Genomic DNA, 13,191 nt, shown 5'->3' with positions numbered 1-13,191 from the left:
TGCCACAAACATTTGATCCAAATAACGTAACACTTTTACAAAAACGAGATGGGAGTATTCCAGAAAAGCATGCGATCTTGACGATCCAAGAGATCATGCAAAATTCAAAAGTCATGCAACTTGGTAAGTATGAAGCTATGGATGGCTTAGAAAAGAAGTTCGATGTCTTCGTTAAAGGTGGCGGGGCTTACTGGGTAGATGAAACTCAAAAGATCCCAACGGCCAAGAGCGAATGGAAGACAGTCGAAATGCGAGCTAAGAAGTTGGCTGTTATCTTGCCTGTATCTGATGAATACCTCAAATGGGGTATGAGTAATTTCTTTGAATTCATGAAACCTAAGATCGCTGAAGCCTTTTATAAGAAATTTGATGAAGCTGTTTTGTTGGGAAAGAATAACCCGTTCAAACAATCGTTGGCACGTTCGATCGCTACTGCTGGGACAAACATCACTGGTTCGATCGATTATGATACTATCTTAGATCTTGAAGATAAGTTATATGACAATAATATTGAGCCAAATGCCTTTATTTCCAAGGTGCAAAACCATTCAGCCTTACGCAAAGCGGTCAAGACTGAAAACGGTGTGGCAACATCATTATATGATCGGGCAAATGGAACGATCGACGGAATCACGACCGTAAATCTAAAGTCGGATGCAATGCCTAAGGGATCTTTGATCGCTGGGGACTTTAATTACTTGTACTACGGTATTCCAGCAGGCTTAGAGTACTCTGTATCTGACCAAGCACAATTATCTACGTTGACTAACGAAGACGGCACACCTATCAACTTGTTTGAACAAGGTATGAAAGCTTTACGTGTAACAATGCACGTAGCTGCTTTAGTAGTCAAAGATGAAGCATTTGCAGGCTTGAATATGACAACAGACGATAACGTCTTTGAAACGATGCCAGGTCATGGGACAAACTCCACTGATCCTGATGCAGTGAAGAATACTAAGAAAGCCAAAGCTAAATCTCAAGAATAGGTGATGTAAATGTCAGAGGGAACAATGAAAGTGACTAACACGGTCAAGCTTCTGGCAGGGATCACAGATAATGAACAAGATGATGTCATCTTAGCTTTAGAAGAGATGACACGTAATCAGCTTTCAATGATGGTTGACGAGACCTCAGTACCACCACCATTGGAAGCTGTGGTATTACCTGTGACGCTTGCCAGATTTAACCGTCTTGGGAATGAAGGGATGCAGTCTTATAGCCAAGAAGGAGAAAGCATCACTTATCCTGCAAGCGATTTTGATGAGTATACAAACGTGATCGAGCGTTACAATTCTGAAAAAAATTCAGAAAAAAAGCGTGGAAAGATCGTGTTTTTTACTGAAGATAAGGCTGGTGATAGTGATGCGGTTCAATAAGCGAGCGCTTTTTATAAAAAATGCTCTTAACGGCGAAACATTACCTGTCAATGTAACATCAATGGGAGCGCAACAACAGCAGTTAGTTTTTGGCAATGTCAAGCAAGAACGAGTGATCGCTCGTTTTCAGCGTCCTGTGATCGTTAGGACGGGCTATTTTGTTGTTGATGATAAAGCATATCAGATCACTATGAACATCACGTCAGAACGGCGTACAGCGCTTTATGGAGTTGAGTATCATGGCAGGTTATAAAGTAGAATTAAAAGGGACTGATGAGTTAGTTAGCGCTTTGATGTCTAATAAAAAAATGACTCAAGTAAGAGAAGTGGTAAAGGGTTCGACGATCAACATTGCTCGCCAAAGTCAACAGCTTGTTCCTGTTGGTTGGGGTAAAAGATACCCTGCTAATACTAAAGCACCTAAAGGTTATCGTGGTGGTACGTTAAAACGTAGTATGACGCAAACGATCAGTAATGGTGGTCTGGAGGGTAAAGTTATGTATGATACGGCTTACGCAGCTTATCAAGAATACGGCACACGTAAACTTCCTGCGCGCCACTACATCAAGAAACCTTTTGAGAGCGAAAAAGAAGTGTTTATCTCGAAAATGAAAGGGTTGGTTAAATAATGGACCCATATCAAGAAATTTTTGAGAAGATCATAGAATTATCAAATGAATCAGGATATGCGACTTTTGACTATTTACCAGATGAAAGTCAAGCATATCCTTTCGTTTATGTCGGTTATCAACAAAATATCGATAGGATCACTAAAACTCGATTTTTAGGTAAAACGCATATTCAACTTGATGTGTATGCAGAGCATAATCGACGTTTTGAAGTGTCAAGGATCTTGAATGATCTGCTAAATGTGATCCAACACAACAGACGAACTGAGCACTATAACTATACTGTTGTAAACAGTGAAAGTCAGTTGATGGGAGATAATACGACGGATATTCCGTTGATCCATGGGATTTTAGAGTTAGAAATTCAATACAGTTAATAGGAGTGTGACTAAACATGGCAGAAAATATTAAAACATTACATGGGAAAGATACATTTCTCTTTGTTCGCAAGTTAAAAGATGCTAAGACGAGTGAAGGTAAGTTGATCCCATTTCAAACGTCGTTAAGCTTTGGACCTAGTCGGGACTCAGATACGACACAAACAAAGTCAGGCCCAGTAACAACTGCAGGCGGTATCGAAACAGATCTAAGTGTGGAGTTTATCAATAACACATCTGCGATCGTAGATGCTTTACAAGATAGTTTGTTTGATGGTGACAAGTTAGAGTTTTGGATCATTTATACAGGGCGAAAGAACGCACAAGGACAGTATTTCTCGTTCTATGGTCGTGCGATCGTGTCAGAAGATAGCAACGATAATGATGCGGATGATCTATCAACTCGTGAAGTGTCATTTGGCGTTGATGGTACACCAAAACGAGGGTGGACCACATTGCCACAATCTGCTCAAGAAGCTATCGAATATGTTTACCGTGGCTTAGAAGCTTTAGGCGATAAAGAAACTACTGGTACAGCTTGGAAAGATGCTGATGCTGGAATCAATTCGGAGGAATAAAAGATGATTTTAAAAATTAATGAAAAAGATGTTGAATTAAAATTTGGAGTTCGTTTTGTACGTGAATTAGATAAAGTTGGTGGTGTAGATACTGGTAACTTTAATATGGGAATGGCATTAACTAAAGCTATTCCAGCGTTACAAGCGTATGATCCTGTTGCTTTAAGCAATGTCATCTACGCAGCTTCTTATGGAAATTCGCCTCGACCGGGTATGACAGAAATTGATGATTTCTTAGATAACTACGATAAGATCGAAAAGCTATTTGATGATGTCACAAAAGAAATGCTACATGCTAATGTCGTAAAAATAGCAGCAAAAAACCTAATGACCGAGAAAGCCAAACCGGAGATCAAGAATACCACGAAATAATGCTCAATTCTTTGGCTTATCTCGGTTTTTCTGACATTAGAAAAATTGAAGATATGACGTTTGCTGAGTACAATTTGCGGATTGAAGCGTATCAACTCAAGCAGATCAAAGAACAAGAAAAGTTGGCTTTGTTAGCGTGGTTTAATCAATCGGTTCAAGCTACGACAGGCAACGCTAAGCATCCTAAACCGAAATATCGAAAGTTTACTGATTTCTTCGATAGTTTAGAGATGATAGATGAATTACGTGATGAATTTGAATTGGACTATCAACCACGCACACAAAAGGTCAAAGATAAAAAACGTCGTGATCTGATCAATGCTAGATTAGCAGAATTTGAAATGATGAGGAGGGGAAGTCATGGCGCAGAGTTATAGTGTTACTGCTGTTTTAAGTGCTGTTGATCGTGGCTTTTCTTCTACAATGGATAAGGCTGCAACAGCAACAAAGTCGTTAGGTAGTACAGTTCAAGAAAAGATGGGCGGTATCGGAAAAGCTGTAACAATTGCGGGTGCTGCAACTACTGCAATGGGTGTTAGTGCTTTAAAGAGTTATGGATCTTTTAAACAATCATTAAACCAAGCAGCAGTCATTGCTGGTGGTACGGCTAAAGATATTGATGGTTTGGCTGATGTAGCTAACAGAATGGGTGCAGAATTGCCGTTAAGTGCGCAAGATGCTGCAGACGCTATGGTGGCTATGGCTCGTGATGGTGCTTCTATTGGTACGATCAAGAAAGAATTTCCTGCGATTGCTAAGGCTGCAACTGCTGCTGGAGCAGATCTTCAAACAACTGCCTCTGTTGTTCAACAATCGATGAACATTTGGGGAGATAGCTTAAAGTCACCAGAGCAAGCAGCGGGCATTTTGGTTTCAACTGCTAATATGTCCAACGCTTCGATTGAAAGTATGCAACAAGCTCTTGCTACAATGGGACCAACGGCAACCATGACTGGCATGGACATGCAGACTGTTGCTACGGCTATTGGTTTATTGACTAATAAAGGTTTTAGTGCAGCACAAGCATCTGATGACTTGAATCATGCAATTCTGCAAATGGCAGCTCCATCAAAAGTTGCTAAGGGTGCAATGGAAGACCTGGGTATTTCTTATCGTGATGCCGAAGGAAATATGAAGCCATTTCCACAGATTTTATCTGAAGTAGCGGAGAAAACAGATGGCTTAGGCAAGGCACAAAAAGATGCAGCATTAAAAGCATTGTTTGGGACTGCTGGTATGAAAGCTATCTTGCCATTATTAGATTCGGTTAAGGATAAGACAGGCAATACTGCTACGAGTTGGGATGCTTTCACTAAGGCAATGGATGAAGCCGCGGGAACAACTGAAAAAGCAAATAAAACACTTAACAAACAAGCTGTTGAAATGCAGAAAAATGTCGGTTCAAAGATTGAGCAATTAGGTGGTAACTGGGAATCTTTGCGTAATAAAGCAATGGATTCGCAAAGCAAGGTTACAGGTTCTATGCTTGATATGGCTAATACTGCTTTAGATTGGGCTGGGAAATCTGATTCATCTACTGCTAAAGTTATACGTGGTTTTATAGGCCTTAGTCCTGCTATTGGACCAGCAATGACTGCTGCCGGTGGCTTTCTAACAAATGCTCAAAAAATTGGCAATGTTGCAGGAAGTGCAGTTAAAGGACTTGGAAAATTGGGAAGTGGTGCAGTTAATCTAGCCTCTAAAATGACAGGTATAAATTTACCTGCTAAAAATTTGAGTAGTAGTTTGGATAAAACTGGGGGTAGTGCAGGTAAGGCAACGTCTGGTTTAAATCAAGTATCCAAAGCGAGTTCAAGTGTTGATGCTCCTGCTCGTGCTTCTTCAACTTCATTATTAGCGATAGGTACTGCTGCATTAAAAATTGGCGTAGGAATAGGTGTTGCTACTGCTGGAATGGCGGCGTTAGTTTTTGCAATTGCCCAGTTATCTAAAGAAGGGATGCAAGGCATTATCACTCTTGGAGCTGTGACAGTTGCGATTGGGGCTTTAGCAGGTGTCTTCGCATTACTTGGACCACCGTTGACCGCTGGAGCTGTCGGCATTGGTGTTTTTGGGGCTGCAGTATTAGGTATCGGTATAGGTATTGGTGCTGCAACAGCTGGTATCGCAGCTTTGATCACAGCGCTTAATAACTTCAATATGACTGGTGCGCAAGTAGTGGCTATTTTAAGTGCGATCGGAACAGGATTTGCGATGATGATCACTAATTTCTTAGGAACATTAGCTGAAAATATGCCTAAGATCGCTCTGTCATTTGTTCAAATGTTTATTACCATTCAACAAACAGTATTGGCACATTTGCCAGAAATGATTTCGAATGGTATTAAAATTATTTTGGCTTTGCTTGATGGATTGACACAAGGAATTCCACAGATTGTAGCGAAAATAACAGAAATGATGATAGCCATATTTGATGCTATTGGAAATAACGCACCACAGATCGTTGCTTCATTTGCTGCTATGTGTGGACAATTATTAGCAGCCATGGTCGAGATTTCACCTCTTGTATTACAGGTGTTGGTAGCTGCTTTAGTTGGTATGCTTGTAGCTGGTGCAACCTTTGCGGGTAAATTTCAAGATTTAGGTGGTGTCCTTTTTAATGCTCTTAAAGCCGGATTAACTGGCAAAAAGTATGATGTTGTTGGAGAAGCAACCAAAATCATTCAATCAGCTGGTCAAGAAGCTTCAAAGAATGGTATTGCTGCTTTTGATGCTGCAGGTGGTAATTCTGCTATTTCATCTTTAAAGGCCCTTGGAAATAAAAAAGGTGAGCATAAATCTAAGGGAGCTGATTTAGCCAATGCCGCAGCCGAGGGAATAAAGTCCAAGAATGGAACAGTAAAAAATGCTGGTAGTGACATAGGACGTGCTGGAGCTGATGGTGTTAAGTCTAAGACTGGCGATGCTAGAAACTCTGGCTCAGATCTAGGTAAAGCTGGCGCTGATGGTGCACGTTCTCAACGTGGTGCATTTAACTCGGCAGGTAGTTTTATTGCAGACGGGTTATCAGCTGGTATTAATGCAATGAGTGGAAATGTGATGGGTGTTGCTGCTAGTTTAGCTTCAAAAGCAGCAAGTGCGATTAAAGCAGCGTTAAAGATTCATTCACCATCTCGAGTTACAAAAGAATTTGGTATGTATTTCGGATTAGGTTTCATTAACGGAATTTCTGGAATGGAAGCTAAAACGAAAAAGACTGCTGAAAATCTAGCACAAGCATCAATGTTTAGCATTCCACCAGTTAATACGCATGACTTTGTTAATTCGATTGCAGCGATGAATGGTCAATTAACTGGTAGTATCAGTGGCGATTTGACGCGTGAACTATCGATCAATCAGCAATCTGCTTACATCAATGTTTCACTTGGTGGCACTGATTATAGCGCATTTGTTGAGGATATTAGTCGTGAACAAGGATCGCAAGCTAGTTTGACTCGTAACTATAAATTCTAAACAAAAAGGAGGACGACAAGCGCCCCCCTTTGAAATTCAGTTCGTTTGTGCTATCATTAACGTGTAGTTAAGGAATTACACGATAGCTGGGTCATGCTATCAAACGGAACTTTCGGTGTTTCGACCCGAGCACATGGCCGTGTGCTCATAGCAAACACCGTAGACAAAAATTGGGATAAAAAAATCACCCGTTTCGTCGGTATTTGCACATGAGGGACATGCGCAATCTCAATTATAGCAAAAATCAAAGTCAGTTGATACTCATATCTTGATGTATCCGCTGGCTTTTTTGTATGGAGGAATTAATCATGTACGATTTTAGAGATTTACAACCACGGGCAGAGCCTAGCTCATCTTTGCCACTTGAAGCGATCTGTTATGCGGGTAAATGGCTAGACCAAGAGATACCAGAATTTGAGACGTTAGTAGTTGAAGGTCGAGCTGGTTTTGAACGTCAAATAAACGCTCCTGATCGCGTTGGAGATGGTAGTCTATATCTTAACTCACGTATCAAGGAACGAAAAATCACAGTTACTTTTAGATTGCTATGTAATACGATTGAGCGATATAACAAATCACTAGCTAAGTTAAATCAATTAACGTATGCTACTAATGTTGAAGTTAAGTTTGCTGATGAACAGGATTATCACTATATCGGAACGATTGAAAGTATCAGTTTAGATAAGCCATTATTTAGTACGACTGGAAAAATCGAGATCGTTTGCGCTGATCCATACAAGTACAGCACAGCTAAAACAATTAATTTTACTGGGACATCGATAAACGTCTTAGATATTGAACTTAGCTATCCTCAAACACCAAAGCTCATTGAATTCACACCAAATGAAGCTATTTCTAAGTTTGAAATGCGAACAAATGATTCTAAAGTATTTACTTTCAATGAATCGATTGGGGCAGGAACCAAATTAACAATCGATTTTACAAAATTGACGGTTAAGCTCAATACTGTTCAACATTTGATGGGTTTGAAACTATCATCTAATTTTAGTGATTTCTATATTCGAAATGGTACAGTAATCACACTCAATGCTAGAGGATATTTTAAAATGATTTACGAGGTGAAACGCTTATGATCATGTATCTACTTGATAAACAACAAAATATTATCAAAGCGATCTCTGATGGTATCATTGAAGCTAAGATGACAGAAGAGATCAATGCTGCGGATAAGTTGTCGTTCAGTTTGGTTCAAAATAAGCGTCTAGCAAGTAACATCTATTACGTCTGCATTCCTTCAACTCGTGGGAATGCTTTTTTGATGTTCAAAATTATCTCTGAAAGTGTTAAAGATGATCGTATTGAATATACATGTATTGAGTCGGCTTATGATGAGTTGAAGAGCTATGCGTATATCAAAGACTTGCGACCACAAGATAAAACAGCTGGTGAAATGTTGCAGATCGCTTTAGCTGGAACACGCTGGGAAACTGGTTATCTAGCTGGAACGACACGTAAGCGAACAAATTTTTACTATATTTCGACACTTGAAGCTATTCAAAAGATTGTTGAAGTGTTTAAAGTCGAGCTGACATTTTCGGTCGTGATCGATCCGCTAACAAATAGGATCACACGTCGACAAGCGAACTTATATGATCAACAAGGAGAACGCACCGGCAAACGTTTCGAGTACGGCTCTAACTTGCTTAGTGTTATTCGTGAAGAGTCAAGTGAAGACCTTGTTACGGCGCTTGTAGGACGTGGTAAAGGCGAACAGCTAGATGATGGGAATGATGACACCGTAGATGGCTATGGACGACGTATCATGTTCACAGACGTTGTTTGGAGCAAGGCTAAAGGCAATCCTACCGATAAGCCTGCAGGACAAGAATACGTTGAAGATAAAGAAGCTACTAAACTTTATGGTTTTGATGACGGTAAGCCTAGAATTGGGATCGCTGTTTTTGAAGACATTGACGATGTGAACCAACTTATTAACGCAACGTGGTCCGCTTTGCAGGTTGCTAAACGACCTAAAGTATCTTTTAAGGCGAGTGCGCTTGATGTTGGTGATCTTGGACTTGGCGATACTGTGGCGATTATCAGGCATGAGTTAGGCATTGAATACTTTACTCGTGTATACAAAGTTGAACATGACTTGTTAGACAAAAATAACAATGTGATCGAGCTGGGGGATGACTTTAGCGAGAAAAGTTTGACTAACTATGTTGCGTCAGTTAAAGAAGCGCAAGAAGAAACGTCACGAGTGGCGAATATCGCTTTGACTTCTGCTAACGGTAAGAACAAGAATTTTTATTCTAATGTCAAACCAACGATTGCAGCTGAGGGAGATAATCTTTTTCTTGATCTAGGTAATGGCGGAACCGAATACTATGTTTGGCGTAACGGTAATTGGGAACTTATCTTAAGTACTGTTGAGCTTAGCACTACAAAAGAAGCGGTAAATCAAGCACTTAATGATATTGAAGAGGTAAGATCACAAGCAAATCAAGCGTATAACAATGCTGAGAATGCTAAGTCTGTCGCAGATAGCATATATCAAAGCTTTATGGCTACACAGGTGAGTCTGTCAACACAAATAAGCGATGTTGACATAAAGGCTCAAGAAGCGCTTGAGAATGCTAAAAATCTTAATAAAACATATATAGATTTTGAAAATGCAATCAATGGAAAAATAGATGAATCAACGTCTGAAACAGCAAGAATGATCGCACAAGTTTCAAACAGCACTAGAGAATTATCTGATGAAGCTAAGCAACAGCAAAAAGCGATCGCAAATTTGATTACGAGTGTTGATGGTGTTAAAGGACAATATGCGACTTTAGATGGGCGTGTTACGCAATTTAATGCGGGGATCGACGGATTAAATGCTCAATTAAGAGATGCTAAAGGACAGTTGGTAGCAATCAAAGTAACAGCTGATGGAACTGCTACTAACTTAGCTAACGCACAGGGAGATATTGCTAGCGTAAGAGCTAAAGCTAATCTACTCGAGCAACAAATGCTGGGAAAAGTTGGCAATGACATGTTCGAGAGTTTTAAGTCTAGTACGGCTAAGGAATTAAGCAGTAAATTAACGGCATCTGATTTAAATGGGTATGTCAAGTCAACCGAATTTGTTCAGACGGCGAATGGTATTCGAGCAAGTGTATCAGCTGTTGATGATAAACTTAATAATCTGAATATCGGTGGAGCCAATCTAATACCTAATTCAAATGCAAGTGAAATAGGGGCAGTTGCATGGACTGGAAGTCGCCTATTCACACATCCATTTTATTTTAATGGTACTAAAAATATGTTTAATGTTGATAATTCAACTACCCTAATTACCCCTGCTGTTAGTCAGCGATTTGCAATCAAGCCTAATACGCAATATACACTTAGTTATGTTGGTTTTATGTCTACGAACAGTGAAAACTATAATATCTTCTTACGGGGCAGGAAAGGTAATGTCGAGAAAGGATCACAATTTATTCAAGGTGGTAGATTGTCTGCAGCAGGAGCAGAGTATAAACATGTTACATTTACAACTGGTGACATCGACAATGCTGAGCTTGCATTTAACATAGGTGGTTCTACTAACGGTAGCGTTGCTAATTTCTTTTTTAATGAAGTTATGTTGGTAGAAGGAAATAAGGATTTAAGATGGAGTCCAGCGCCTAAGGATGCCGAAAATAGATATGCTAGTTTAAATATTGAAGTTGATAAGATTAATGCCGTTGTTGCAAATAAGGCAGATAGATCATATGTGGAGCAGCGTGCTAATGAAATTATTTCTACGGTATCTGGTAAAGCTGATTGGTCTTATGTAAATCAAAAAGCTAATGAGATCAACAGTGTAGTAGCTAACAAAGCAGATATAGCGTATGTGAACCAAAAAGCTGATCAATGGCAGTTAGAACTAACTAACTTAGCCATTGGTGGAACTAACTTACTAGAAAAAACGAGTTCAGAAATGGAAATTATTTTAGCACCCACAGTAGGTTATCAAGAAGGTGTTAGATATAATACGACTAAAAATATTGACAAAGATACGTATACACTATCTTTTGAGGCTAAAGCATATTATAGTGGGCAAAAGATAGCCAACTATTTTTGGTATGGTGATCTTGGTGGAAATAATACCGTCGAGCGTGTGATCGAGTCTAATGGCGTAGAGCGCACCAATCCATTGGACGGCTTTTGGGAAGTCACATTGACAAATTCTTGGAAACGCTACTGGATCACTTACAAGGTGAGACCAGAAGAATTTAAAAAATCTGTGATCGTTGGACGTAGGTTTGTTGGCTCATCTCCTAAGCCTCAAGGAAACGTGTTTATTCGCAACGTGAAGCTCGAGCAAGGAAGCAAGCCAACAGATTATTCACCAGCACCAGAAGACACAACTGTGGCAATCACAGCAGTAAAAAATGAATTAAATACTGCTATCAATTTACGTGTTCAGAAAAATGAATTACTATCACAGATTAACTTGCAAGCTGGACATACCCTTATTCAGTCTAACAAAATCTATCTTGATGCTGAAACAGTAGCATTTAGCGGTAGGGCCTTTATTCCAAGTGCTGCGATTACTGAACTAAATGCTGATAAGATAACGGCAGGAACACTCAACGCTGCTAGAGTTAATATTATTAACCTAGATGTTAGAAATATAACGGGTGATAAAACAGAATTTGTGCGGTCATTTTGGCGTAGCGCTTATGGTAATTATGTCAATATTGATTATAGCGGGATGCGTGTCACTTATGGAAATACTACAACAAAATTTGATAGTAGTGGAATGACGATCAAAGCTGTTGGTGAGTCTATCGGAGGGATTGGTTGGCAAGGAATGAAAGGAATGCCTCCTAATTATCAGGGGCTTACATTTTGGCTCGATGGTGGTGGTGATTATATGGCTTGGGCCGCCAGAGATAATGGAAATTATAATATGAATCCATTAGTAAAAATGGCTTGGTATCGGAATGAATGGCGCCCAAATGATACCAATTTAGGATTTAATTTTAATGATCCTGTTACGTTAAATGATCTTGTATATCCGTCAGGAAAACCAAGTGATGGAATGGCACTAAAGTTTTTCACGACTAGATACAATGGACATAGTTATCCAACTATTGGCTCAGCTTCGATGAAGGCAGGGATAATGTTTGGTGATTGGGATCTATTCTTTTTATTTAACAATAAAGTATATCCACTTGATGGAATGAAGATACCACGTGAGATCAATAGCGATGGAACGGTTAATAAGTGGAGTAGTGTCAACTATTAATTTTAGGAGGATAAGATGAATACAGTAACATTTAAAAATGGCGAGTTATCAATTATCAAGAATTTTTTAAATGGCGTTAAAGTCAGTGGAAAAGCTAGTCGTGGTCGATCAAAGTTATTAAAACTTTTGGCTAAAAAAGAACAAGAGTTGAATGATGATTTAAATGATGTGCGTAAACCGTATTTAATTCTTGGTGATAATGGCGAACCGCTGATTGAAAATAATAACGTTAAATTTAAAGATAAAGAAGCTAGAGAAAAAGCAACAGCTGATATCGTTGAATTATTTGATGAAAAAGCTGTGATCGATATCACAGAATACCATGATAAATTATATGCTTTGTATAATGCATTGAATGAATATGAGTATGATTTATCTGGTGATGATGCCAACGCATATGATTTATTGCTAGATGAATTGGAAAAAATCAAGGAGGACAAATAATATGTTAAAAAAAGAAAAAACACTCAATTTAACGGGACGATCATTGATCAATGGTACTGATGTAGTACGTTTCGATGCTCGATTGTCGTCAACTGGTGGCACTACAACAATCAACACGTACGTTAATAATCAAGAACTTTATGAAAAAAATCGGCGTGAAGTACGTAAAGATATGAATGATTTTCGGCAATATGTATTTGATCAAGAAGATGAATTGTTTGATGATGTGAAAACAGATGAATCAGATACAACGACCACAGAATAATTCATGGTGCTGGGCGGGAGCGGTGGAGAAAGGATATAACCATGATCAAAAATTTAAAAAAGAATCGTTTTTGGCTATTTAAAGCGTTGGAGACTTATGCTCTGGCGCTTTATTTTATTGTCAAACGCAGTTCAGGGATCTTTAGTTTAGACGGGTATGGGTATCTTGAAGTTTTAGATGATCCACCGTTTATTTTTTTACTTGCAGCAGTAGGAACGGTGACTTTGGTCTACGCTTTATGGGATATTAAACATCTGTTTTATCGACCTGTGATGACAGGACTATTAACAGGAGTATGGCTGTTATTTTTCTTGTCATTTGCGATCACAGATGCACTAGTCGGCGTCTATATTGGTTTCCCCGGAATTTTTGCGTTTTTCGTCTTGACGGAAATGGTGACTGAGATTTTTGCGAAAGGGTGGTAA

14 protein-coding genes are annotated in these 13,191 nt (G+C 39.2%); all 14 read left to right on the top strand.

What is annotated here, in order from left to right; genetic code table 11:
- On the top strand, window positions 1-989 hold a 989-nt coding region (locus Q9Q35_RS10985; RefSeq protein ID WP_304653402.1), incomplete at its 5' end, for a phage major capsid protein.
- A gap of 9 nt (window positions 990-998) precedes the next feature.
- A complete protein-coding gene (locus Q9Q35_RS10980) occupies window positions 999-1,379 on the top strand; it encodes a phage head-tail connector protein (RefSeq protein WP_304653401.1) in 381 nt (126 codons plus the stop codon).
- Window positions 1,366-1,632 (top strand): hypothetical protein, encoded by a 267-nt coding sequence (locus tag Q9Q35_RS10975; RefSeq protein ID WP_304653400.1) that lies wholly within the window; start codon window positions 1,366-1,368, stop codon window positions 1,630-1,632. The genes Q9Q35_RS10980 and Q9Q35_RS10975 overlap by 14 nt, the downstream gene beginning before the upstream one ends.
- Window positions 1,619-2,008 (top strand): HK97-gp10 family putative phage morphogenesis protein, encoded by a 390-nt coding sequence (locus tag Q9Q35_RS10970; protein WP_304653399.1) that lies wholly within the window; start codon window positions 1,619-1,621, stop codon window positions 2,006-2,008. Before Q9Q35_RS10975 ends, Q9Q35_RS10970 begins: the two co-directional genes overlap by 14 nt.
- Window positions 2,008-2,385, top strand: coding sequence for a hypothetical protein (locus tag Q9Q35_RS10965; protein WP_304653398.1), 378 nt, complete (start codon window positions 2,008-2,010; stop codon window positions 2,383-2,385). The genes Q9Q35_RS10970 and Q9Q35_RS10965 overlap by 1 nt, the downstream gene beginning before the upstream one ends.
- Before the next feature lie 17 nt (window positions 2,386-2,402).
- Window positions 2,403-2,963 carry a phage major tail protein, TP901-1 family gene (locus Q9Q35_RS10960; RefSeq protein ID WP_025087906.1) on the top strand — a complete coding sequence of 187 codons (561 nt, stop codon included), beginning with the start codon at window positions 2,403-2,405 and terminating at the stop codon, window positions 2,961-2,963.
- Between the two features lie 3 nt (window positions 2,964-2,966).
- Window positions 2,967-3,335, top strand: a complete 369-nt coding sequence (locus Q9Q35_RS10955) for a tail assembly chaperone (RefSeq protein ID WP_304653397.1) — start codon at window positions 2,967-2,969, stop codon at window positions 3,333-3,335.
- Complete coding sequence (locus Q9Q35_RS10950; RefSeq protein ID WP_304653396.1) at window positions 3,335-3,712, top strand: hypothetical protein; 378 nt, start codon at window positions 3,335-3,337, stop codon at window positions 3,710-3,712. Before Q9Q35_RS10955 ends, Q9Q35_RS10950 begins: the two co-directional genes overlap by 1 nt.
- Window positions 3,696-6,809, top strand: coding sequence for a phage tail tape measure protein (locus Q9Q35_RS10945; RefSeq protein WP_221677464.1), 3,114 nt, complete (start codon window positions 3,696-3,698; stop codon window positions 6,807-6,809). Before Q9Q35_RS10950 ends, Q9Q35_RS10945 begins: the two co-directional genes overlap by 17 nt.
- A gap of 308 nt (window positions 6,810-7,117) precedes the next feature.
- Window positions 7,118-7,903: a distal tail protein Dit gene (locus Q9Q35_RS10940; RefSeq protein WP_304653395.1), complete on the top strand. Its 786-nt coding sequence runs from the start codon at window positions 7,118-7,120 to the stop codon at window positions 7,901-7,903.
- A complete protein-coding gene (locus tag Q9Q35_RS10935) occupies window positions 7,900-12,057 on the top strand; it encodes a phage tail spike protein (protein WP_304653394.1) in 4,158 nt (1,385 codons plus the stop codon). Before Q9Q35_RS10940 ends, Q9Q35_RS10935 begins: the two co-directional genes overlap by 4 nt.
- A 15-nt stretch (window positions 12,058-12,072) precedes the next feature.
- Complete coding sequence (locus Q9Q35_RS10930) at window positions 12,073-12,501, top strand: DUF1617 family protein (protein ID WP_304653393.1); 429 nt, start codon at window positions 12,073-12,075, stop codon at window positions 12,499-12,501.
- 1 nt (window position 12,502) lies between these two features.
- Window positions 12,503-12,766 (top strand): hypothetical protein, encoded by a 264-nt coding sequence (locus tag Q9Q35_RS10925; RefSeq protein WP_304653392.1) that lies wholly within the window; start codon window positions 12,503-12,505, stop codon window positions 12,764-12,766.
- 41 nt (window positions 12,767-12,807) lie between these two features.
- Window positions 12,808-13,191 (top strand): hypothetical protein, encoded by a 384-nt coding sequence (locus Q9Q35_RS10920; protein WP_304653391.1) that lies wholly within the window; start codon window positions 12,808-12,810, stop codon window positions 13,189-13,191.

This window comes from uncultured Ligilactobacillus sp. (assembly GCF_948826705.1).
Classification (GTDB): Bacteria; Bacillota; Bacilli; order Lactobacillales; family Lactobacillaceae; genus Ligilactobacillus.
The sequence above is the reverse complement of the archived record's forward strand: the minus strand, read 5'-3'. Positions and strand labels throughout refer to the sequence as shown.

What these genes read in the sequence shown, in the direction of transcription:
- Q9Q35_RS10970 (WP_304653399.1), top strand. Translation starts at nt 1,619, where the DNA reads ATGGCAGGTTATAAAGTAGAATTAAAAGGGACTGATGAGTTAGTTAGC.
- Q9Q35_RS10935 (WP_304653394.1), top strand. Translation starts at nt 7,900, where the DNA reads ATGATCATGTATCTACTTGATAAACAACAAAATATTATCAAAGCGATC.
- Q9Q35_RS10965 (WP_304653398.1), top strand. Translation starts at nt 2,008, where the DNA reads ATGGACCCATATCAAGAAATTTTTGAGAAGATCATAGAATTATCAAAT.
- Q9Q35_RS10955 (WP_304653397.1), top strand. Translation starts at nt 2,967, where the DNA reads ATGATTTTAAAAATTAATGAAAAAGATGTTGAATTAAAATTTGGAGTT.
- Q9Q35_RS10925 (WP_304653392.1), top strand. Translation starts at nt 12,503, where the DNA reads ATGTTAAAAAAAGAAAAAACACTCAATTTAACGGGACGATCATTGATC.
- Q9Q35_RS10940 (WP_304653395.1), top strand. Translation starts at nt 7,118, where the DNA reads ATGTACGATTTTAGAGATTTACAACCACGGGCAGAGCCTAGCTCATCT.
- Q9Q35_RS10980 (WP_304653401.1), top strand. Translation starts at nt 999, where the DNA reads ATGTCAGAGGGAACAATGAAAGTGACTAACACGGTCAAGCTTCTGGCA.
- Q9Q35_RS10975 (WP_304653400.1), top strand. Translation starts at nt 1,366, where the DNA reads ATGCGGTTCAATAAGCGAGCGCTTTTTATAAAAAATGCTCTTAACGGC.
- Q9Q35_RS10960 (WP_025087906.1), top strand. Translation starts at nt 2,403, where the DNA reads ATGGCAGAAAATATTAAAACATTACATGGGAAAGATACATTTCTCTTT.
- Q9Q35_RS10930 (WP_304653393.1), top strand. Translation starts at nt 12,073, where the DNA reads ATGAATACAGTAACATTTAAAAATGGCGAGTTATCAATTATCAAGAAT.
- Q9Q35_RS10950 (WP_304653396.1), top strand. Translation starts at nt 3,335, where the DNA reads ATGCTCAATTCTTTGGCTTATCTCGGTTTTTCTGACATTAGAAAAATT.
- Q9Q35_RS10945 (WP_221677464.1), top strand. Translation starts at nt 3,696, where the DNA reads ATGGCGCAGAGTTATAGTGTTACTGCTGTTTTAAGTGCTGTTGATCGT.
- Q9Q35_RS10920 (WP_304653391.1), top strand. Translation starts at nt 12,808, where the DNA reads ATGATCAAAAATTTAAAAAAGAATCGTTTTTGGCTATTTAAAGCGTTG.